21 protein-coding genes are annotated in these 21268 nt (G+C 46.7%); 6 read left to right on the top strand and 15 right to left on the bottom strand.

All coding sequences use genetic code 11. The annotated features are described in order from the left end of the window. Positions 1–104: 104 nt before the first annotated feature. The 3 genes from potC to potA are packed head-to-tail and all read right to left on the bottom strand — an operon-like array spanning position 105 to position 2849. A complete protein-coding gene (potC, locus tag EQP46_RS05965; protein ID WP_102316493.1) occupies positions 105–875 on the bottom strand; it encodes a spermidine/putrescine ABC transporter permease PotC in 771 nt (256 codons plus the stop codon). Continuing rightward, a complete protein-coding gene (gene potB / locus EQP46_RS05960) occupies positions 872–1726 on the bottom strand; it encodes a spermidine/putrescine ABC transporter permease PotB (RefSeq protein WP_129492774.1) in 855 nt (284 codons plus the stop codon). Before potB ends, potC begins: the two co-directional genes overlap by 4 nt. Then, the gene (gene potA, locus EQP46_RS05955) at positions 1713–2849 is read right to left on the bottom strand and encodes a spermidine/putrescine ABC transporter ATP-binding protein PotA (RefSeq protein WP_129492773.1); all 1137 of its coding nucleotides are present in this window, start codon (positions 2847–2849) and stop codon (positions 1713–1715) included. Before potA ends, potB begins: the two co-directional genes overlap by 14 nt. 340 nt (positions 2850–3189) lie before the next feature. Here potA and EQP46_RS05950 point away from each other — a divergent pair, with 340 nt between their 5' ends. The 3 genes from EQP46_RS05950 to EQP46_RS05940 are packed head-to-tail and all read left to right on the top strand — an operon-like array spanning position 3190 to position 5413. Next, the gene (locus EQP46_RS05950) at positions 3190–3999 is read left to right on the top strand and encodes a DUF2189 domain-containing protein (protein WP_129492772.1); all 810 of its coding nucleotides are present in this window, start codon (positions 3190–3192) and stop codon (positions 3997–3999) included. After that, positions 3999–4772, top strand: a complete 774-nt coding sequence (locus tag EQP46_RS05945) for a glucosaminidase domain-containing protein (RefSeq protein WP_129492771.1) — start codon at positions 3999–4001, stop codon at positions 4770–4772. The genes EQP46_RS05950 and EQP46_RS05945 overlap by 1 nt, the downstream gene beginning before the upstream one ends. After that, a complete protein-coding gene (locus EQP46_RS05940) occupies positions 4769–5413 on the top strand; it encodes a DUF2987 domain-containing protein (RefSeq protein ID WP_129492770.1) in 645 nt (214 codons plus the stop codon). Before EQP46_RS05945 ends, EQP46_RS05940 begins: the two co-directional genes overlap by 4 nt. A gap of 94 nt (positions 5414–5507) precedes the next feature. Here EQP46_RS05940 and ttcA read toward each other — a convergent pair whose 3' ends face one another. The 11 genes from ttcA to ccoN form a co-directional block, all read right to left on the bottom strand. Further along, positions 5508–6434, bottom strand: coding sequence for a tRNA 2-thiocytidine(32) synthetase TtcA (ttcA, locus tag EQP46_RS05935; protein WP_129492769.1), 927 nt, complete (start codon positions 6432–6434; stop codon positions 5508–5510). A gap of 356 nt (positions 6435–6790) precedes the next feature. Next, positions 6791–7735 (bottom strand): universal stress protein UspE, encoded by a 945-nt coding sequence (gene uspE / locus EQP46_RS05930; RefSeq protein WP_129492768.1) that lies wholly within the window; start codon positions 7733–7735, stop codon positions 6791–6793. 142 nt (positions 7736–7877) lie between these two features. Beyond that, positions 7878–8621, bottom strand: a complete 744-nt coding sequence (locus tag EQP46_RS05925) for an FNR family transcription factor (RefSeq protein ID WP_129492767.1) — start codon at positions 8619–8621, stop codon at positions 7878–7880. A 66-nt stretch (positions 8622–8687) separates the two neighbouring features. Then, positions 8688–9359, bottom strand: coding sequence for a sulfite exporter TauE/SafE family protein (locus EQP46_RS05920; RefSeq protein WP_129492766.1), 672 nt, complete (start codon positions 9357–9359; stop codon positions 8688–8690). 2 nt (positions 9360–9361) lie between these two features. After that, positions 9362–9553, bottom strand: coding sequence for a cbb3-type cytochrome oxidase assembly protein CcoS (ccoS, locus tag EQP46_RS05915; protein WP_129492765.1), 192 nt, complete (start codon positions 9551–9553; stop codon positions 9362–9364). A 2-nt stretch (positions 9554–9555) separates the two neighbouring features. Next, on the bottom strand, positions 9556–11952 hold the full coding sequence (locus tag EQP46_RS05910; protein ID WP_129492764.1) for a heavy metal translocating P-type ATPase: 2397 nt from the start codon (positions 11950–11952) through the stop codon (positions 9556–9558). Further along, complete coding sequence (locus EQP46_RS05905; RefSeq protein ID WP_129492763.1) at positions 11949–12440, bottom strand: FixH family protein; 492 nt, start codon at positions 12438–12440, stop codon at positions 11949–11951. Before EQP46_RS05905 ends, EQP46_RS05910 begins: the two co-directional genes overlap by 4 nt. 75 nt (positions 12441–12515) lie before the next feature. Next, entirely contained in the window at positions 12516–13487 is a 972-nt protein-coding gene (ccoP, locus tag EQP46_RS05900) for a cytochrome-c oxidase, cbb3-type subunit III (RefSeq protein ID WP_129492762.1), read from the bottom strand. Then, on the bottom strand, positions 13484–13657 hold the full coding sequence (locus tag EQP46_RS05895) for a cbb3-type cytochrome oxidase subunit 3 (protein ID WP_129492761.1): 174 nt from the start codon (positions 13655–13657) through the stop codon (positions 13484–13486). The genes ccoP and EQP46_RS05895 overlap by 4 nt, the downstream gene beginning before the upstream one ends. Positions 13658–13666: 9 nt before the next feature. Then, entirely contained in the window at positions 13667–14278 is a 612-nt protein-coding gene (gene ccoO, locus EQP46_RS05890; protein WP_017008424.1) for a cytochrome-c oxidase, cbb3-type subunit II, read from the bottom strand. A 12-nt stretch (positions 14279–14290) separates the two neighbouring features. Then, positions 14291–15718, bottom strand: coding sequence for a cytochrome-c oxidase, cbb3-type subunit I (ccoN, locus tag EQP46_RS05885; protein WP_129492760.1), 1428 nt, complete (start codon positions 15716–15718; stop codon positions 14291–14293). A 273-nt stretch (positions 15719–15991) separates the two neighbouring features. Between ccoN and EQP46_RS05880 the strand changes: the two genes are divergently transcribed. Beyond that, positions 15992–16402 carry a hypothetical protein gene (locus EQP46_RS05880; RefSeq protein WP_129492759.1) on the top strand — a complete coding sequence of 137 codons (411 nt, stop codon included), beginning with the start codon at positions 15992–15994 and terminating at the stop codon, positions 16400–16402. Between the two features lie 124 nt (positions 16403–16526). Here EQP46_RS05880 and EQP46_RS24075 read toward each other — a convergent pair whose 3' ends face one another. Beyond that, positions 16527–17153 carry a hypothetical protein gene (locus EQP46_RS24075; protein WP_161972842.1) on the bottom strand — a complete coding sequence of 209 codons (627 nt, stop codon included), beginning with the start codon at positions 17151–17153 and terminating at the stop codon, positions 16527–16529. A 138-nt stretch (positions 17154–17291) separates the two neighbouring features. Between EQP46_RS24075 and EQP46_RS05870 the strand changes: the two genes are divergently transcribed. Then, on the top strand, positions 17292–18485 hold the full coding sequence (locus EQP46_RS05870; RefSeq protein WP_129492758.1) for an FIST signal transduction protein: 1194 nt from the start codon (positions 17292–17294) through the stop codon (positions 18483–18485). Continuing rightward, a complete protein-coding gene (locus EQP46_RS05865) occupies positions 18482–20569 on the top strand; it encodes an ATP-binding protein (protein WP_129492757.1) in 2088 nt (695 codons plus the stop codon). The genes EQP46_RS05870 and EQP46_RS05865 overlap by 4 nt, the downstream gene beginning before the upstream one ends. Positions 20570–21268 lie beyond the last annotated feature (699 nt).

The following is a 21268-nucleotide window of genomic DNA, read 5'->3' as shown; positions in this document are numbered from 1 at the left end:
CCTGTAGTTTTACTTTGGATTGATTAACAAGAATAACGGGTGGAAAACTCCACCCGTGACTGAAAAATGCAAAAACAATGCTGAATCTTGAGGTTCAGTCGTTGTTATCGCACCTTATCGCGAGCCAGCAATTGCGAACAAATTACCAGCGCAAGAGAGACAACCAACATGAGGGTTGCGAGTGCGTTCACTTCTGGAGAAACACCAACTTTTACCATTGAGTAGATTTTCAACGGTAAAATTTCATAGCTTGGTCCAGTCACAAACGAACTAACGATCACGTCATCAAGAGAAAGGGTAAAGCTCAACAACCATCCCGCAGCAACCGCAGGCGCGGCCAAAGGTAGAATGATTTTCGTCAGAATAACCCATTCGCTTGCAGCTAAGTCTTTCGCAGCTTCAAGCATGCGAAGGTCGAAGCCATTCAATCGGCTGTAAACGGTCACCACAACAAACGGCAGACAGAAGGTGATGTGAGAAAGCAAAAGGGTAAGGAAGCCCAATTGCGCACCCAGCAACACGAACAGTGCCAGCAATGAAATCGCCATCACGATGTCAGGAGACATCATCACCACGAACAACATGCCATTCACAAAGCCTTTGCCACGGAAACGGTAGCGATAAAGCGCTACCGCTGTCAGGCTGCCAATAACCGCCGCTGCCGTTGCTGAGAAAATAGCAATGGTGAGCGAGTTACCCGCAGCTTGTACCAAACTGTCGTTGCTTAGAAGTTGGGTGTACCACTTGGTGGTAAACCCTTTCCATTCCATCCCAAACTTACTTTCGTTAAACGAGTTAACGATAAGAATGATGATAGGGATGTATAAGAACGCGTAGACCAGCGACATGAAGCCAGTCTTGAAAAAACGACTCATTCCAGCTCCACCTTCTTGTTAATCAGCTTACCAACACGCCAGTAGGCAAAGAGCATCAGACCCATCAATACCGTCAACGATATACTCGCCGCTGAACCAAATGGCCAGTCACGTACGTTGAGAATTTGGCTCTTAATGACGTTACCAATCAGCAGGTTCTTCGCGCCGCCCAATAGGTCCGACACATAGAACATGCCCAGTGCAGGCAATAGCACCAACAAACAACCCGCAATAATACCCGGCGTTGTTAGCGGAAGAATCACCTTCACAAACGATTGGAACTTGCTCGCGCCAAGATCTTTTGCCGCTTCTAGGTAGCTGTTGTCGAGTTTCTCAATGCTTGAGTACAACGGCAGGATCATGAACGGCAGCAGGATATAGACCAAACCAATCATCACTGCATATTCGGTGTACATAATGCGCAGAGGTTTGTCGATCAGACCAAGCGTTAGTAGCCCTTCGTTCAGTAAACCACGCGTACCAAGGAAGATTTTCAGGCCGTACGTTCGGATCAGGGAGTTGGTCCAAAATGGAACAATGACCATAAACAGCATGAACGGACGCATCTTCTCTGGCATACGCGCGATAAAATAGGCGAACGGATAACCAATTAACAAACAGAGCAGGGTGGCGATGGCAGCCATGTAGAACGAGTGCCAAACCACTTTTGCATAGAGAGGGTCCAACAGCTTGGCATAGTTGCTCAAGGTGAAGGTCATCTCGATCAAGTTTGCATCATCGCGCGTCAGGAAGCTGGTGATGATAATCATCAAGTTCGGAATAAACACGAACAACAGCAACCAACCTACAATGACGCCAATAATGGCGTTTTGGAGATTAAGCTTCTTCATCAGGCAGTACCACTTCCCAGCTTTCAACCCAGGTAATTGCAACTTTCTGATCCAATGAGTGGTCAACATCTGGATCGTCTTCGTTGAAGAATTCGCTCACCATGACAGATTTGCCAGATTCTAGCTCAAGCACTGAATCTAGCGTCATGCCTTTATAGTTACGTTCACGAACGTAACCCACGATACCGTTAACGGTTTCGCCAGCACTGTTGACAGATTCACCGCTGTTGATTTCTTCAATGCGAAGATCTTCAGGACGTAGAAGAACTTTAATTCGGTCACCTTTCGCTACATCAAGTTTGCAGTAAACCTGACATTCACGGCTTTCAACCATTGCGGTGATGCGCTGATCGTCAATACGCGCGATCACATCTGCATCAAACACGTTGATTTCACCGATGAAGCGCGCAACAAACAAGTTTGCTGGTTCTTCATAGATTTCACGCGGCGTTCCGTCTTGAACCACATTGCCTGATTGCATCACGATGATGCGATCTGACATGGACAAGGCTTCTTCCTGATCGTGAGTAACGAAGATGAACGTAATACCAAGCTTACGTTGAAGCTGTTTTAGCTCCATCTGCATTTGCTTACGCAGCTTGTAATCCAACGCTGAGAGAGACTCATCAAGCAGCAATACTTTTGGCTTGTTAACAACGGCGCGCGCGATTGCAACACGTTGTTGTTGACCACCAGACAGTTGATGCGGCTTGCGTGGAGCAAACTTCTCAAGTTGTACCATACGCAATGCTTCCATCACGCGCGGCTCGATTTCGCTTTCATTGACTTTCTGCATGCGCAGGCCAAATGCAACGTTTTCGAAAACTGTCATGTGTGGGAAAAGCGCATAGCTTTGGAATACGGTATTGACGTGACGATGCTCTGCGGGGATAGCAGTGACATCTTGTTCATCGAGGATAATTTGGCCATCGTCTGCATCTTCAAGACCAGCGATCAAGCGAAGTACTGTGGTCTTGCCACAACCTGACGGACCTAGGATTGTCAAAAACTCGCCGTTGTTAATCTCAAGATCAAATTTAGAAATGATCTCTTTACCGTCAAAGCTCTTACAAAGGCCTTTCAGTTGAACAACGGGTTTCTTGTTTGGTTGTGTTGCGTTCAATTCTACTCTCACTCCTTACACCACGGGCGATTAGCTAGAAAATTCCCCTAAAAAGTAGACGGCGCATGATAGACGTGCGAACCATGAAGTTAAAGCGTTTTTTTCCTTTTTAACGGCTTATTTTCATCAGAAAACCACTTGATGACGATGAGGGCGGAGATCGACGTTGGATTCCGCAGCCAGCCTCGCTTGTTCCCGTGTTCGACAAGCGAGCGCGGATCAGTATAGACCCTTTATTTGTTGGCTAAAAATACGCCTCTGTGAGACGTGCGCAAAAAATATCACCTATAACTTTATTTATGGGGAAATTTCGCAGCCAAAAGACAAAAGTTACTTAGATATGAATAAACAACAATTAAATAATGCCCTTCATGTCGGCGGTACATTAGAAAATGCGCTTACCGGCAAATATACGTTAAACGCGACCAGTGTGGTCGAAGAGGCCATGCAGCTAACAAAGAAGAACTTCTGGAGCTTTCTGCCTGCTGTCTTGTTTCTTGCCGCCGTGAACGTCGCACTCTTTATGGTCGTGCTCTCGGTCTTACTGGATTCTCCCAGAGAACTGATGGACGCGTTCGTCGGGAACACTGTCATGACAGACGATTTGCTCGCGTCTGGCCGTATTGCGCTGTTTGCTTCCACGGTGTTAAGCGCGCCTATTTACGCTGGGGCAAGTTTGATGGGGTTAAGTCATGCCATTGGCTTTAGAACCAAGCCGAGACACATAGTGAAAGGCATGGCCTTTGCGATGGCAGTGACGCTCGGCATGTGTTTTGTGTCGGCATTGCAAAGCATTGGTAACCAAATCCTGCCGTTACTCGGTATGTTTCTCGGCATTACTTTTTCGATGACTCCGCTGTTGATTTGCGAAAAGCGCCTGAGACCCGTTGAGGCCATGGTTGTTTCTTTTAGAGCGATCACAAAAAAGCTGATACCATTATTGCTGGTTTACATCGTCATCGCTGTGCTGTTTGTGTTCTCTTACGCAACGGCTGGTATCGCGCTCATTTGGGCGCTTCCTTTTATGTTCAACGTGAAAGGGGTGCTGTACCGCGAGATGTTCGGTGTAGGTATAGAAGTAACCGTCTCTGAAGAGGGCGATGATGATTCTTCTTCAGGTGACGGTAATAATGAGGTTTTCAACGCGTAATGAAGCTTTCCCGTGTAGTACTGGCTTCGGCTCTTTTTCTTTCAGCGTGTAGTGATGCACCACAATCCATTACCAACGTGAATCAACTCCAACCGGCATCGCCGCCTCCTTCGATGGAACAGGTGCCGGATTTCGCCTCGTATAAAATCGTAGATGAAAAGAAGAAGGCGTTTGTGGCCTTCTTAAAACCTGGCGTTACCTACATTAATGATTTGATCCTTAGTGCTCGCACGCGTTTAAAGACACTGTCTTCAACGACAACAATGACGTCCGACGATGAAGCGTTTTTGGCGAAAGTGGCGGAACTGTTTAAGTTACCGTTGCCAGAAGGCGGCGCCGATGCAAAGTGGTTCAATGAAGCCCTAAAACGCGTTGATATCATTCCTGCGGATCTTGTGCTGACCCAAGCTGCAAAAGAATCAGGGTGGGGCACATCACGCTTCGCTCGAGAAGGGAATAACTACTTTGGGCAGTGGTGTTACACTGCGGGCTGTGGCTTAGTGCCTAGCGCACGAGGCAAAGGACAGACGCATGAAGTTGCTGTGTTTAAAGATGCTTTCCAAGCAATTCGCGCTTACTTCTTGAATGTAAATCGCAATGCCGCTTACGCAGAATTGCGAAACATTCGTGCAGCACTTAGAAAGTCTGGACAACCTATTACGGGCGAAGCCCTCGCAAAAGGACTCCTCAGTTACTCTGAGCGTGGGCAAGCTTATGTCGATGAAGTGCAAAGCATGATTCGCTATAACGAGAAATATTGGAGCCAAGGATGATCAAAGGACTTACGGCTGCCCTCGTGGCAGCTGTAATTTCAATGCCTGCTGCCGCAGCGCAGGTTGAATTTACGTACAGCAAACTCTACAGCCAGCTAAAGCATAACGCCGGTGAGAATCACCCAGACGTTAAGGTTGGGTACTTTATGGTTTCACCCGCAACGGGAAAAACCTGCAAGATAACCAAAGCTTGGATGGCAAAGAAAAAGAACTACGAAGAGTTTGTTATTCCCGCTTCTCAAGAACTGCTATTGCCACTTGATAGCAACTTGCGCAAAGTGAATCCTGACGTGTTTATTCAAACCGAAGGGGATGATGTGTGTGATATTTCATTCCAAGTGCTTGCGAAAGAACACTTTGAAAATGAAATCTCTACCGATTCAGTGGCGACTTTAGTGCCACAAATGTCGGCGATGATGCAAGATCTTGGTGGCATGTTCGCATCTTGGTTCATGCCAGATGTTGAAGGTGTGATGGTGCATTTTGAGAAGCCCGTCTCTTCGCTATCCACATCAGAAGGACGCTCGATTCCCGTCGAGAACAGCATAGCCACACTTCGCCTTGCTGATTTGAAAGAAGGTGAGCGTGTTTTCTGGGAATCCCAACCACTGAAAGTGACGCCTTGGATACCACAAAGCTAACCTTCCATTGGGTTCTGATAGACAGATGAAACCAAAAAAAGCCCGCTGATAAACAGCGGGCTTTTTGTATTCATAACAGCAACATTGAGGTCGCTTAGCTAACTTGAACCACGTTCAGAGCAAGTGCAGGGTCGACTTCTACAACGTCGTCTTGTGACGGCGTAACATCTGTAAACTGTTCTTTATCAAACGCAGTGTCGCCGCCGTTGATCACGCCAGAGTCTTTATCAACACTCTTGAAATCAAAAAGCTCAAAGTCGGCAAGGTGTGAAGGCACAACGTTTTGCATGGCAGTGAACATGGTTTCAATACGGCCAGGGAAACGCTTATCCCAATCGCGCAGCATTTCTTTGATCACTTGGCGTTGTAGGTTAGGTTGTGAGCCACACAAGTTACAAGGAATGATCGGGAAATCTGACGCGTCAGCGTAACGCTCAATGTCTTTTTCGCGGCAGTAAGCAAGCGGGCGGATAACAACGTGTTCGCCGTTATCAGAAACCAACTTAGGCGGCATGCCTTTTAGTTTACCGCCATAGAACATGTTCAAAAACATGGTTTCTAGAATGTCATCACGGTGGTGACCCAGTGCAATCTTCGTCGCACCAAGCTCTTTCGCTGTACGGTACAAAATACCACGACGTAGGCGCGAGCAAAGTGAACATGTCGTTTTACCTTCTGGCACTTTGTCTTTCACGATAGAGTAGGTGTCTTCTTCTACGATCTTGTATTGAACACCTAGCTTCTCTAAGTACTCTGGCAGAATGTGCTCAGGGAAACCTGGTTGCTTCTGGTCAAGGTTGACAGCGATCAGCTCAAAAGAAACAGGTGCGCTCTTTTGAAGGCTTTGCAAGATTTCCAGCATGGTGTAGCTGTCTTTACCACCGCTCAGGCAAACCATGATGCGGTCGCCTTCTTCGATCATATTGAAATCTGCAATTGCTTGGCCAGTGTTGCGGCGAATGCGCTTTTGCAATTTATTCAGGTTGTACTTCTGTGATTTGGTCAGTTCTTGATTCGACATGTTTCTATTTGGTGCCTCTGAAATTTCTCAACGCAATCAATGCCAATCGATGGCGACTCTTAAATACCCAGCCTTTTGCGATGTTTTCGCTGTCAGCATTTGTTGGCGTATCTAGCACATCGATCCTCGATGCGAAGGTTTGGCGCGTATGATACGGATTTCGCGGCAGGATGCTAGTCTCGAACAAAGAAAGACGCACCTCAATCTATGCCAAACAGCGTTAGCACCCGCGGATTTTTGTGTCGTTGGGCTGTTTTACAATTCAGAAAAAAGAAAAGCGCCAAAAAGGCGCTTCTATCTATGCTGGCTTCGACTCATCAGTACGTACACCTCACAACATCGCGAGGCGTTACGCATTAGCTTGCGTTTGGCGCCAATGGGCTTACGTAGCCATCCGGCTTAATGGCCAACACATCGCAATCCAACTGGTCGATGGTGTGTTCAGCGGTATTGCCGATGAAAATAGCGGACAAGCCCACACGCCCCGTCGTCCCCAGAATCACAAGCTCAGCATCCAACTCTTTCGAAACGGCAGGTATGACATCTTCAGGCAAGCCTTCGCTGCAATAGGTTTGCGCTTCATCAATGGTGTGTTTTTGACGAAGTGCCTTCATTGCAAGCAGGTGATGCCCGCGGACCGCATCGGTGTAAGAGGCGGGATCGAACTCTGGCAGTTCAATCGTCACATTGACCGGTGTAGCCGGGTAGGCGTTAACCAAGTTCACTTCAGCGTTAAGCAACTTACTCATTGCCTTCGCTTCATCAATCAACTTGTCGTTTAAAGGAATGTGCTCTTCGTTTTCGGAAGACACATTCACTGCGGTGAGGATTTTTCCGTTTTCAGGCCAACCATGTTGCTTAACAAGCAACACGGGACAAGGGCACTTACGCAGTAAATGCCAATCGGTAGGCGTGAAAATAACCGAACCTAATTTATCGTGTTTGTGCGTGGCTTTGATCAGGAGATCATGCTCACCGTCAAATACCTGAGCAATCATGCTTTCGTATGGGCGGTTGTGCCAAACAACGTGCTTAACTATTTCCACGTCATTGGTGTCGTGCTGAGCCACCAGAGAGGCAATCCATTCTTCTCGCTGTCGTAATACGCCAGCGCGCATCGCTTGACGCTCTTCAGCGGAAAGCATGGATGTCATTTCATAGGAGAAATCGTATATGGCAAGGAAGAGAGTGATTTTGACCGATGCACTCGACTTATGCGCAATATCAAGGGCCCGCGTAAATGCAGGTTGATCTTCGTGGTCAGGATCGATTGCGACGAGCAAGTTTGTATATCTGTTCATGACAACCTCCAGCTGTGTATTGCTGATACTTTAATGTAACGCAAACTTGCGGGATGGGGCGATAATTTCAGGCAGATATATGTAAAAAAAGAGAAATGGCGCGTAAAGCGCCATTTCTCTTGATGAGGTTTCGGGCAGTAAGTTACTTACTCACACCAGCAAGACGGCTCAATTCTAGATGGTCAAGAATGGTAATGTATTTGCCTTTTACACTTAGCATGCCGCTTTTCTGGAAACGTCCTAACAAACGGCTGATGGTTTCAACGGTAAGGCCAAGGTAGTTACCGATGTCACCACGTGTCATGGTTAGACGAAACTCTTTTGGAGAAAAACCGCGCTGAGAAAAGCGAGTAGAAAGACTGTGTAGGAAGGCAGCAAGACGTTCCTCAGCATTTTTCTTCGACAAAAGAAGGATCATTTCTTGGTCGCCTTTAATCTCATTGCTCATAAGACGCATGATTTGCTGGCGAAGTTTTGGCATTTTACCTGATAGGTCATCCAAGATTTCAAATGGAATCTCACACACCATTGAGGTTTCAAGCGCTTGCGCAAAACTAGGGTGGGACATCTGATTGATGGCATCAAACCCGACCAAATCACCCGCTAGGTGGAAGGCCGTAATTTGCTCATCACCTTGCTCGGTAATGGTGTAGCTCTTAATGGTGCCTGAACGAATGGCATACAAAGAACGCAGTTGATCACCTGCTTGAAAAAGAGGCTGACCTTTTTGAATTGGCTTCTTACGCTCAATGATTTGATCAAGCTGATTCAGCTCACTCTCGCTCAACGTAAAAGGAATACAAAGCTGACTGATACTGCAATCTTGACAGTGAATTGCACAACCGCCTGATTGAACGCGTTTGGTGATGATTTTGTCTTGAATCATGAGCCTGCTTAACCAAATTGATTTGAGTCAATATTTTACCATTTCTGACGTAGAAATCGAGCCTTGTTAGAACTGATTGTATACAGAATAAGCGGTAACTAATCCGTACACTAAAATAATTACTGAAGATAAGCGTCGAAAAATCAGATTGTTAAGAAAATGCTTCATAGATTCTGCTGCGCCACCAATCAGTAACATAGCTGGCATAGTTCCTAAACCAAATGCGAGCATTATCAACATTCCATTTATCATGTCTCCAGCGACTGCTGACCACGTCAATGCCGAGTAAACTAGACCACAAGGTAGCCACCCCCAAAGCATGCCAAAAGGCAATGCTGCAATGGGGTGTTTTAACGGGAGTAATGAAGCACTTAGCGGGGATATTCGCTTCCAAAGCACATGCCCGAGACGCTCAATATGTGCCAATCCATTCCAAAACCTGCCGATATAAAGCGCTAAAAGGATCATCATGATTGCCGCGAGCAAACGCAGCCACAGTAAACCTTGAGAGACTTGGGCGACATCGGTAAGGCCAGAAACAATACCGCCAGCAATGCCGCCTATAAGGGTGTAGGAAAGAAGTCGGCCGCCATTGTAAAAAACGAGAAAGGGCCACTTCTTCTGGTGTTGAGGAGTACTTAAGGAAACGGCAGCAGCAACACCACCACACATACCTAAGCAATGGCCTGCTCCGAGCAGGCCAACAGTAAACGCGGCAAACACTTCAGCCGACAGCATGATTACTCTTCCGTTTTATCCGATGATGGAGATTTGCCTTGCGTTGAAGGTTTTTCGTCGTCATCAAGCAATATGTTCATTCCCTGACGTTCTAAATCTTCAAACTGCTCTGATTTTACCGCCCAAATAAAAACACCAACGGCAATACAGACAAGGCCAATGGCAATAGGGATGAGAATATAGAGACTTTCCATAACTAGGCATCCCTTAGCGTTTCAATGACGTCTTTTTTAAAGAGGCGTAGAGAGTTAGTGACCACGATAACGGAGCTTCCTGACATACCTGCTACAGCGATGTACGGCGCGACAAAACCCATTACCGCCAGCGGCAAAATAATGAGGTTGTATCCTAGCGCCCACGCAAGATTCTGCCGAATGATTTTTTGCGTAAATGCGGCGAGCTTGCGCGCTTCTAACAATTTACTCAAATCATCACCAAGCAGCACCATATCTGCTGACGCTTTTGCTACATCGGTTCCACTGCCCATGGCAACAGAAAGGTGAGCACCCGCCAAAACAGGGGCGTCATTGACACCGTCACCGATCATCATCGTCACTTCATCACTCGGACGTGATTGGAGGTACTCGAGCTTGCCTTGTGGCGACACATCAGACACAACGTCATCGATGCCAAGATGGTTGGCCACAGCCTGTGCGGAATGAAAGTTGTCGCCAGTCAGCATCGTCACTTTAATGCCGGCGTGGTGGAATTGCTCTACAAGCGCTTGGCTACTTTTACGAATGGGGTCAATCAAACGGAAAGACGCAATTTTCTCACCGTCACGCGATAACCAAATTTGGTGAAGTGATTCACCAATATCAGACGGGTCATCAAGCACAAATGCAGGTTTACCAATTCGCCACGCGGCGCCTTGATATTGGCCTTTCAGGCCTTCGCCGATGACATTCTCGACGTTGGTGACGCCGTCCATCTTTTCAAACGCACCAAATGCATCGGCAATGGGGTGGTTTGCGTAAGACTCTAACGAAGCCGCAATGGATAAAACATCTTGCTCAGAGTACGACGCATAGATACTTGTTTCTTTGAGTGAGATGTTGCCTTCCGTCAGCGTGCCCGTCTTATCAATGATCAATCGATTGATTTTGGTGAGTGCTTCGAAAACATGACCACGTCGAAGCAAAATACCAAGGCGTCCGAATGTCGTCGTTGAGCAGGTAAGGGCTGTTGGCGTTGCCAAGGACAACGCACACGGGCACGTTGCAACCAAAACAGACAGCATGATCCAAAAAGCATCATCAGGGCGATGGCTTTGCCAGTACCACCACGTGAAGGCAGAGATGATCAAAATGGCAGAAACAAAGTACCTCGCCACAATATCTGCAATTTCAGCAACACGCGGTTTTGCCAACTGTGCAGCATCTTGAAGTTGAACGATATGGGCGATCAGCGAGTCTTTCTTTTCGGCGGTAACTTTCACATCAACGTTTCCATCAATGTTAATGGTCCCCGCGTAAACGGCGTCATCGATATGGCGTGATTCAGGCATGGACTCACCGGTCAGCATGGATTCATCAACCGTCGTAACGCCTTGCAAAATGACACCATCCGCAGGGAAGGGCTCGCCAGGAAGCACGCGAACGATATGGCCAACGGTGAGAGACTTCGCGGGGATTTGTTCACCAGATTGCAAGGTGGCCAAACGGGGAATCAATTTAAGTAAGTTCGCACTGGCCGCGGCTGCTGTTCGTCTTGCGCGCATCTCAAGGAATCGCCCAAGAAGAAGAAAGAAGGTGAACATCGCAATGGATTCGAAGAACACTTCTCCCACGCCAGTCATAGTGGCGTACAAACTCGCAAAGTATGCAAACAGTAGTGCGATAGACACGGGAACATCCATGCCTAACGTGCGAGCTTTCAAATTTCGCCATGCGTTGATGTAAAAAGGCATCGCGGAATAAAGAAGCACTGGCGTTGCAAAGATTAAACTCACCCAGCGAAAGTAATCCCTGAATGATTCGTCCATGTCTCCAAAGACTTCAAAGTACATGGCGACTGCAAGCATCATAACTTGCATGGTTGCCAAACCCGCAATCCCCAATTTATAGAGATACTGCTTCATGGTTTGGTGGTATTGATGCTCTTGGCTGTCAGCTTCAAAAGGTGCCGCTTTATAACCCAACGCATGAATGCGACTCAGCAAGGTGCTTAGCTTTGCTTTAGACGGGTCCCAACGAAGTGTTGCACGGTTGGTAGTCGTGTTCACTTGAATGCGAGAAACACCGTCTTCTTTACCAAGTTGTTTTTCAATCAGCCAAGCGCACGCGGCACACGATACGCCATCTACCGACAACACCACTTCGTCTATGCCATTTTCATGGCGAACGAATTCTTGCTGAATGTCATCGTTATCGTAGAGCGAGAGGGATTGAAGTTCTTCTGGAATGAGAGAGGCTCTCTCTGCTGGGGCGGTGCGATATTCGTAATAAGAGGTAAGGCCGCTAGCGACGATGGTGGTTGCGACGGCTTCACAGCCCGGGCAACACATTGTTCTTACTTCGCCGAGGATCTCAACGTGAAAGGAGTCGCCAGTGAGGACTGGCTCTCCACAGTGGTAACAGTCTTTTTTGGTCATTCCTTGCTCTTGCCATACAACTTAACTGGGTCAGATGAAGGGAAGTTGATCTTGCGGTTTAACGCCCAACTGCCATCGAATGCATTCACCTCAACATACCATGGGCCTTGTAATGGCTCTACAAGGGCTATGCGGTAACGCCCCTTAGCGTCGGCATTCACAATGGTCTCAATGTCTTTGTCTGGAAGTGTACGGTGCTGAAACGTAATGTTCAGGGTAGGAAACTGCGGCAGTTTACCTTTCTCAAGCGTAAACATTGCGGTTTCTTCTGTGGTAGAAAGCATGGCAGATACGGACAATTCATCTGCTTTGCGAAGACGAGAAAAATCCTGATTAATGCCTTTGCCGTCCTTGTAATAATCTTCAGAAACCAAGGAAACCTTGTTTTCACTTAAAAGGCTGACGGTGAAGAAGCTGGCCACTACGACCGAGCCAGGCAGGGCAATCAGGAACCAAGGCCAGAACTGCTTATACCAAGGTTTGTTCATTTTGCTTTCCTGTTTTTACGGAGTTCTTGGGTAAAAAAGCCCCTGCAAGGCAGGGGCTTAAGTCTTACTGACTAATTATTGGTTTTCTGTGTTGCTTAGCTGCCATACATACGCAGAAAGGAGTTGGATTTTATCTTCGTCCAAAATGTCTTTCCATGCTGGCATCACACCTTGGCGACCGTAAAGAATGGTTTGTTGAACGGCTTTTCTTGAACCGCCAAACAGCCATACGTTATCCGTCAAATCAGGCGCACCAAATGCAGGGTTACCTTTACCGTCCGTACCATGACATGCGGCACAAACAACGAAGCGGGTTTTACCTTTCGCTGCTTCTTGCGCATTCACTTTACGGCCAGACAGGCTCAATGCATAGGTTGTTACTTCTTTCACGCCATCTTCGCCAAGTGCGTCCAACCATGCTGGCATGTTACCCACACGACCGTGCAGGATAGTTGCCTTAATGGTGTCAGGCTCGCCACCGTATAACCATGCCTTATCGGTAAGGTTAGGGAAGCCAGATTGACCGCGCGCATCTGAGCCGTGGCACTGAGCACAGTTTTGAATGAAGAGACGCTGACCCACTTTTACGGCCTCAGGGTTCTTCGCGATTTCTGGAATATCCAGAAGCTCGTCCGAACCAGGCTTGTAAGCAAGCTTGCGGTAGGTTTCACCAAAAATGGCATTGGCTTGTGCCAATTCACGCGCATATTGGTTAATCCCTGAATCATCACCAAACTGTTTGCGTGAATCTTCAACGTTGCTGATGTTCTGTGCTGAACTTTGCCATCCGAACAGACCTTTAAAGTTGCCAAGGCCAGGGTAGAGCGCCAAGTAAAGCAAACTAAAAATAATGGTTGCCCAGAACATATAGGACCACCACTTCGGCAGTGGGTTGTTCAGCTCACGGATACCATCGTATTCGTGACCCATATCTTCACCATCAGAAATGCCTTTCAGATCTTTGCTACACCAAATGACAAGTGCGGCACAACCAGCGAGGGTTCCGAGGGTAATGACAGTGATGAATAGACTCCAAAACGTAGTCATTTATTATCTTCTCCTGTCTTAACTTGGCTCTTTTCCTCATCGGCAAAGACAAGGTTTGCAGCTTCATCGAAATCCTTTTTACGACGACCGCTGTAAGCCCAAAGCGCAATAACAATGAAGCACACAAAAATAACGAGTGTCCAGATACTGTGGAACGATACAATTTCCATAACAGTCCCTTACTTCATTGCATGGCCGAGAGATTGTAGATATGCGATAAGCGCTTCAATCTCAGTTTTACCTTCCACGTCTGTTTTTGCGTTTGCAATTTGTTCATCCGTGTAAGGTACGCCAAACATATCTCTGAAAATCGTTAGCTTCTTCTCAGTGTCTCGGCCATCCAAAACATTCTCTGCCAACCAAGGGAAGCCAGGCATGTTTGATTCAGGAACAACGGCACGAGGGTCGATCAGGTGAACACGGTGCCATTCATCAGAATAACGACCACCAACACGCGCCAAATCTGGGCCTGTACGCTTAGAACCCCATAGGAATGGGTGTTCCCATACGCTTTCACCAGCGACTGAGTAGTGACCATAACGTTCAGTTTCAGCACGGAATGGGCGAATCATCTGGCTGTGACACACGTTACACCCTTCACGGATGTAGATATCGCGGCCTTCCATCTCCAACGCCGTGTAAGGGCGAAGGTTATCGACAGGTTCCGTTGTTTGCTTTTGGAACAACAGTGGTGTGATTTCCACCAAGGCTCCAAGACTGATCGCAATGACCGTTAAGATTGCAAAAAGACCAACGTTCTTCTCTACAATTTCATGACGACTAGAACTCATTAGTTGGTCTCCTTATGCTGCTTGTTCAACGGCTTTCAAACTTGCCTTCGGTGCTGAAATCGTTTTGTAAGCGTTGTACGCCAACAAAATCATGCCCGATAGGAAAATTGCGCCACCAACAAAGCGAACGAAGTAGAACGGGTAAGACGCTTCAAGAGACTCAACAAAGCTGTACGTTAACGTACCGTCTGTATTTACCGCGCGCCACATCAGGCCTTGCATAACACCTGAAATCCACATAGCAACGATGTAAAGCACAACGCCAACGGTCGCCAGCCAGAAGTGGATGTTGATCAAACGCAGCGAGTACATGCGTTCTTGACCAAACAGTTTCGGGATCAAGTGGTAAACCGCACCGATAGAAACCATCGCAACCCAACCAAGTGCACCGGAGTGAACGTGACCGATTGTCCAGTCTGTGTAGTGGGAGAGGGCGTTAACCGTTTTGATTGCCATCATCGGGCCTTCGAACGTCGACATACCGTAGAAGGACAATGAAACAATCAGGAATCGTAAGATTGGGTCGTAGCGCAGTTTGTGCCATGCGCCAGACAAGGTCATGATACCGTTGATCATGCCGCCCCAAGATGGCGCGAACAGAACAATAGACATCACCATACCAAGAGACTGCGTCCAATCAGGAAGTGCAGTGTAGTGGAGGTGGTGCGGACCCGCCCAGATGTAGAGGGAAACCAATGCCCAGAAGTGAACAATAGACAAACGGTAAGAGTAAACCGGGCGACCTGCTTGCTTCGGTACGAAGTAATACATCATACCCAAGAAGCCTGCGGTCAAAAGGAAACCTACGGCGTTATGTCCATACCACCACTGAATCATCGCATCGATGGCACCAGCATAAATGGAGTAAGACTTCATTCCACTAACAGGTATTGCCATGCTGTTAACGATGTGAAGAACAGCGACAGTAAGAATGAAGGCTCCAAAGAACCAGTTTGCGACATAGATATGGGAGGTCTTTCGCTTAATCATGGTTCCGAAGAACACCACGGCATAAGCTACCCACACTACGGCGATTGCGATATCGATTGGCCATTCCAACTCTGCGTATTCTTTACTGGTGGTATAACCCAACGGCAAAGAAATCGCTGCAGAAAGAATAACGGCTTGCCATCCCCAGAAGGTAAATTCAGCCAGCTTGCCCCCGAATAGACGCGTCTGACAAGTTCGCTGCACAACGTAATAAGACGTTGCGAAAAGCGCACTCGTACCGAAACCAAAAATCACCGCATTGGTATGCAGTGGTCTTAGTCGGCTATAAGTCAGATATGGAATATCGAAGTTTAGTGCGGGCCAAACCAACTGAGCGGCAATTAGAACACCAACACCCATGCCCACAATGCCCCACAAGATTGTTACTAGGGTAAATTGACGGACAACGCGGTAGTTGTAGTCCAGTTCAAGCTGCTTATCTTGGCTCATATTGCATGCTTCCACTTTTTGATTACTACACTCACGTATACATAGTGACAAAAATGTCACAATGCCACCCAGAAGCAATGCAATGCGAATAGTGCTTGTTTTCTGTCCACTTAATGCATTCCATTGCTATTTCATTGTAAAAGTGGCATTTTCGGCATCGATGATACTTCACTTAAACAGTGAAATACAGGGTTCTAACCACAGACGGTTTACCCTTGAGTAACATTTCTACTAAAACTTTGAGCTCTGTAACACGGGAATACCGAGTAAACTATGGCAGCAGAAAAATTAACCACAGGTCGACTTGTACAAATATTAGTCGTTATGTCTGTACTTATCACAGCTTTTATTTGGCGAACAATGAATTACTCTTCAAATGAGACTGTCTTGATTTGCCAGATGTCGGCAGGGGCATGCAGTGTTTCTGTAGATAGCGACACCGTAGATATTCGTCTTTTTAAACAAGGAGATGGAACTCAAGAGCTGGCCATCACTTCGCGCGTCGAGCCCACCCATTTACGCGTAGATTCGGAACAAAAAAATAACGAGTTAATGCAAAAAGAAATAGCACGTGATAATTCCGAGACGACTTATATTTATGTTTTGCCAGAGAGTGTTAAAACAGGGTCAAACCAAAAACTCATCCTGTTCGTTGATCGAGATCAAATAGCAATTAACTTTTAACTTTAAATTAATATTTATGCGAAAGGCATTAACATTTTAAGGTTTGAGATTGAATTGCGCATGAAAGTGAATAATTCAATAAAAAAGCAGCTATAGGCTGCTTTTTTATTGCGTTTTAATCCGTTCAGTTAGAAAAATAAAAGGCGTGTTGCTGCATCGCTTTGGCACGATTTGTTGACAGGAAATGAATCAAATCAGAAGCATCTTTCGCAATACCGGCACATACACTTTCTAAGGCTTCCTGAGCGGGAGACAGAACAACGTGATTGATTTTGATGCCTGCACGATGTTGGTCTTGATGCGCCAACTCGCATAGCTTTAAATGGAGAGCGGCTAACGAATCTGATGATTTTTCATTGTCTTTAGGGGAGATGACATAGGTCAGTGACAAGTTAGGCTGATTTTCGTCGAGACGAGAAGCATATCGCGAAAATATATCCTCAGAGATAGGCATTATTGCCTGATCGATATCTTCTTCATTCACCATCACCACAACGCTATTAATGGTAGAAATGTTCCTTTCAACCCAATAAAGCTCATGTTCGATGGCATTAAGATCACGAGGCGAACAGAAGCGATAGCGAACACGCGGTTCTTCTGCTGCAATGGCATAACCTTCCGATTCGTTGTCGGTCAAATAGACAATTGAGTTTCCTTTTTCCGCCAGATGCTTACTGATGATCTGACTCAAAGGGTCTTGAGAGGGTATGACAATATAAAGCTGGCTATCCATGGCAAGCGGTAATTTCATCTCGAATGTGATGATTCTATCGTCTATCAATAGAGAATTCAGTGATTAAACGTAAAGAAAACGGCTAAACGCTGGAGTTTGATAAAGAGAGAACGCTATTATTGAGGTCAGTGCAGTAAATTCGATAGCCAAACGCTAATGAGAATAGCAACATCTTCGTCATCACATTCTAACGCCATTACCGCCGTTGAAGAAATTGCGGTGGAAATCAGTGCGACCAATTCGTCGCCTGAACTTGTTTTGGCTTACTACACAGAAACGCAAGATGTTGACATCATCAAAGGCGAACTTAAAAAACACTTCCCGAATGCACACGTGCTTGGCTGCTCTTCTTGCCAAGGCACGATGACAGAGAAAGGGTATGTGAATGGGCATAACCTCGCCGTCTGGTCTATCCAAGACAAAGAGGGCGCTTATGGCAGCGCGGTCGTGCAACTCGACCCAAGTTTAGATGTGCTCACGCAAGCCAAAGCGGTGTTGCAAAAAGCCATTGATGACAGTGGCCGCCCAGGTGAACTCCCAGCACTCATTACCCTTCATACAACACCTGGTCATGAAGAAACCGTGCTTCGCGCCATTCGCAGCGAATTGGGTGTGAACGTTCCAATCATCGGTGGTACCGCTGCAGACGATGAAATCTGTGGCAATTGGTCTTTGTTCGATCGTGAAAGAATCACCTCTGACGGCATTGGCATGGCGGTGTATTTCCCATCAGGTCGCATTAGTTATTCGTTCCATAGCGGGTATGCCGCAATGGGGCCGCATGCCATCGCCACGAAAGTGGAAGGTCGTACCTTGGTTGAATTGAACGGAGAACCGGCCGCGAAGGTGTATTCCCGTTGGTATCAAGATGCCACAGGATTAGAAATCGACCCTGCACAATTGTTTGCGCAATCAACCCTGTTTCCACTCGGACGTCAAACTGGTGAGATTCATGGCATGCCGTATTACAGCCTGTCGCATCCGTCAAAGGTATCGGATGACGGCGGCATTCAAATGTTCTGTAGCATCTTCGAAGGTGAGACCGTACATTTTATGTCCGGAACCACGGAAATGCTGGTCTCCCGTGCGGGTCGAGTGGTGAACTCCGCCAACGAGCATGACAAAAACGCCGACGTTCCCGTTGGTGGTATCGCCATTTATTGTGCGGGTTGTATGCTTCACGTAAAACCGTCTTTGCATGACGTGGCAACAAACATGAGCCGCTCTATGCACGACGCACCGTTTATCTGCCCGTTCACCTTTGGTGAACAAGGCCAGTTTCTGGGCGGAGAAATCGCCCACGGCAACCTCATGATCTCTGCTGTTTTGTTCCACAAGGAAGAGCTATGACAAACGCGGTTTCGGAGAAACTTCAAGAAACGTTGTTTGAACTTAATCGTGTTGAAGAACGCGAACAGAAGTTCAAAGAAGAAAACCGCGCCATACTGTCTGCGATTTCAGCCATGTCCGGTGCGAGCAATAAAATTGAAGTCTTCAACACGCTGCTGAAAGTTATCGAACGCTATATCTCTTTTGATAACGCGCTCGTACTGATTCGAAACAAGGACACAGAAGAGAAGTTTTCTTGCTTGGTATCAACATCACAGCAAGTCGAAGAGCTCCAGTGGAAAGATGGGCAAACATTTTCACGTTGCGTAAATGGTCAGACAGTCATCCTTTATGCGCCAGAACGCGTCAGCGAATTTTCGTTGTTGGATGCAGTCGATTTTGAAAGCTGCCATTCCGCGTTGATCACCGGCATGACGGTAAACGCCAGCGAATCGATTCTTATGCTGTTCTCAGCCAGCAAAGGCGGCTTCGACACCAAAGCGCAGCAAGTTATCGAACGTTTTCGTCCGCTGATCGAACGTACCATCATCGATATTGATTACCGCGAACGTTTACAGTGTTTGGTTTCGGTAAAAACCCAAGAGCTCACAGCAAGCCGTCAACGCTTCCGCGACTTTGCGAAAACAGCAGGGGATTGGTTCTGGGAAATCGACAACAATCTACAATTCACTTATTTGTCATCGCCGTCTAACGAATCCTTGTCGACGGACCCAAGTGCCATCATTGCTCACCTCAACAAACAACCAGAGGTGAAGCATAAACTGCTCGACTTAATCCAACTTGAAGAGACCTTTTCGGAAGTTGAGTGGCAAATTTCTCGTGATGGCAAAGTAAAGTGGATCAGCTTATCGGGACGTCCGTATTACGATAAACGCGGCAATTGCCTTGGTTTCCGTGGCACAGCAAAAGACATCACGACGCGAAAGCAAAGATTGCAAGAACTGCAACAAGCTCGCCAACAGGCCGAATCAGCCAATGCTGCCAAATCCCAATTCTTGGCAATGATGAGCCATGAAATCAGAACGCCTCTCAATGCCGTCATGGGATTGCTTGATACCTTGGAGCAATCGCCTCTCGACAGTGAGCAAGAATCTTGGGTGTTGCAGATGGATAAATCTGCGCAATTGCTGCTGACCATCATCAACGATGTGCTTGATATTTCACGTATTGAGTCTGAGCGTTTCTCTTTGTCCCCTGAAAACATCAACCCGCGTGACAGTGTCACCATTGTATTTAATCAGTTAAAAGAAAACGCAGCGAAGAAAGACATTGAACTGCTAGCAGACATCGCGGAAAGCGTGCCTGACCTGATTTACCAAGACGGAAATCGCTTCACGCAGATTCTTCTGAATCTTGTTGGGAATTCCGTGAAGTTTACAGAATCTGGACGCGTCGAAGTGTCGATGTGGACCAATGGCGATTGGTTGGAACTTGCGGTTGAAGACACCGGAATTGGTATCCATCCAGATCGCCAGAAAGACATCTTCCAGCCGTTCACACAGGCGGATGGAAGCATAACAAGAAAGTATGGTGGAACAGGCTTAGGGCTATCTATCTGTAAGAAACTCGTGTCCATGATGAATGGCACAATAGCATTTGAAAGTGAGCCTGACGTGGGTACCCGTTTTAGAATTAACATTCCGTTAATTAAACCTGCAGCCAATGAACTGGTTAAAAAAGACAAACCAAGTGATGACGTGATTCAGCCACTCAACGTACTGGTCGCCGAGGACAGCAAAGCCAACCAGATGGTGGTGAAACTCATGCTTGAAAAGGCAGGGCATCACGTTGTTGTCGCCAATAATGGCCAAGAAGCGATTGATATTATTGAGGCACAACAAGCGCCGTTTGATCTGATTTTGATGGATATGTCGATGCCCGTATTGTGTGGCATTGAAGCGACAAAGTATTTACGCGCTCACGGGCATGAACTCCCAATCATCGCATTGACGGCGAACGCCATGAATGAAGATAAAGAGAAGTGCCTTGATGCAGGAATGGATGACTTTGTCACTAAACCAATCCGAGCCGTGGTGTTAAAGCAAACGTTACAGCGTCACTCAAAATTCGTTGAGCACCAATAGAAATCACATGCAGTTTCTAATCAACAATAGCGAGTGAATAAAATGCCGAAGAGTGACAGGGTCACACTTCGGCATTTTATTTAACACCATGAAAATATGTATAAAAATATCGAACTCAGGGTGTTTGGCGCTGGGCACAAAAGCGATATTGATGAGGTGTGATCAAAACGAGCACTGAGCAACTCAAATCTAAAATGCGCTAGATAGTGGAAGCCAAAGAAGCAGCAGACAAAGCAATAGCTTGGAATATTCACCGCCTGGCTCTATAGAAACACAGCGCATTGATTGTCATCTAAACGCCGGGGGAACACGTTGCTCTCAGTTCAGCGCATGCACGTTGAGGGCTACCGAAAAACCGCCGCATGTTCGCCGGCGCTCTCAAAGATAATTGTTAGGGAATGAAGAAGTCAGTTGGAACGTATTCCAATAGACCTTCTTAAGAAACTAGCAATTATCTACTTTATGGTAAATAGCAATTACGTTCAATAGATTGAATTTAAAGGCATTAATGAACAGAAAGGGAGTAGTTACAGGCACCAAACCATCAGATTTCAATCTCCTGCATATATTATTTAACATAATATACATAAAGCGAACTAAGGTCGTGGGATGTTAACAAGGAAAACTACCGTATCTGACCGGTTCAATCTCTCCGTATTTAGCCTGCACGAACATTGTTTCTGTTAGCTACTCCAAACT

It is taken from the genome of Enterovibrio baiacu (assembly GCF_004120195.1).
GTDB classification, from domain to species: domain Bacteria; phylum Pseudomonadota; class Gammaproteobacteria; order Enterobacterales; family Vibrionaceae; genus Enterovibrio; species Enterovibrio baiacui.
Note: the sequence above shows the minus strand (reverse complement) of the source record. Positions and strands in the feature narration are given on the sequence as shown.

Bases quoted from the DNA above. Each gene is read 5' to 3' on its own strand.
- ccoO (WP_017008424.1), bottom strand. From the start codon at position 14,278: ATGAGTTCTAGTCGTCATGAAATTGTAGAGAAGAACGTTGGTCTTTTT.
- EQP46_RS05925 (WP_129492767.1), bottom strand. From the start codon at position 8,621: ATGATTCAAGACAAAATCATCACCAAACGCGTTCAATCAGGCGGTTGT.
- ccoP (WP_129492762.1), bottom strand. From the start codon at position 13,487: ATGACTACGTTTTGGAGTCTATTCATCACTGTCATTACCCTCGGAACC.
- ccoN (WP_129492760.1), bottom strand. From the start codon at position 15,718: ATGAGCCAAGATAAGCAGCTTGAACTGGACTACAACTACCGCGTTGTC.
- potC (WP_102316493.1), bottom strand. From the start codon at position 875: ATGAGTCGTTTTTTCAAGACTGGCTTCATGTCGCTGGTCTACGCGTTC.
- EQP46_RS24075 (WP_161972842.1), bottom strand. From the start codon at position 17,153: ATGAAATTACCGCTTGCCATGGATAGCCAGCTTTATATTGTCATACCC.
- EQP46_RS05920 (WP_129492766.1), bottom strand. From the start codon at position 9,359: ATGCTGTCGGCTGAAGTGTTTGCCGCGTTTACTGTTGGCCTGCTCGGA.
- ccoS (WP_129492765.1), bottom strand. From the start codon at position 9,553: ATGGAAAGTCTCTATATTCTCATCCCTATTGCCATTGGCCTTGTCTGT.
- EQP46_RS05945 (WP_129492771.1), top strand. From the start codon at position 3,999: ATGAAGCTTTCCCGTGTAGTACTGGCTTCGGCTCTTTTTCTTTCAGCG.
- EQP46_RS05865 (WP_129492757.1), top strand. From the start codon at position 18,482: ATGACAAACGCGGTTTCGGAGAAACTTCAAGAAACGTTGTTTGAACTT.
- EQP46_RS05880 (WP_129492759.1), top strand. From the start codon at position 15,992: ATGGCAGCAGAAAAATTAACCACAGGTCGACTTGTACAAATATTAGTC.
- EQP46_RS05870 (WP_129492758.1), top strand. From the start codon at position 17,292: ATGAGAATAGCAACATCTTCGTCATCACATTCTAACGCCATTACCGCC.
- ttcA (WP_129492769.1), bottom strand. From the start codon at position 6,434: ATGTCGAATCAAGAACTGACCAAATCACAGAAGTACAACCTGAATAAA.
- EQP46_RS05910 (WP_129492764.1), bottom strand. From the start codon at position 11,952: ATGACCAAAAAAGACTGTTACCACTGTGGAGAGCCAGTCCTCACTGGC.
- EQP46_RS05950 (WP_129492772.1), top strand. From the start codon at position 3,190: ATGAATAAACAACAATTAAATAATGCCCTTCATGTCGGCGGTACATTA.
- EQP46_RS05940 (WP_129492770.1), top strand. From the start codon at position 4,769: ATGATCAAAGGACTTACGGCTGCCCTCGTGGCAGCTGTAATTTCAATG.
- EQP46_RS05905 (WP_129492763.1), bottom strand. From the start codon at position 12,440: ATGAACAAACCTTGGTATAAGCAGTTCTGGCCTTGGTTCCTGATTGCC.
- EQP46_RS05895 (WP_129492761.1), bottom strand. From the start codon at position 13,657: ATGGAAATTGTATCGTTCCACAGTATCTGGACACTCGTTATTTTTGTG.
- uspE (WP_129492768.1), bottom strand. From the start codon at position 7,735: ATGAACAGATATACAAACTTGCTCGTCGCAATCGATCCTGACCACGAA.
- potB (WP_129492774.1), bottom strand. From the start codon at position 1,726: ATGAAGAAGCTTAATCTCCAAAACGCCATTATTGGCGTCATTGTAGGT.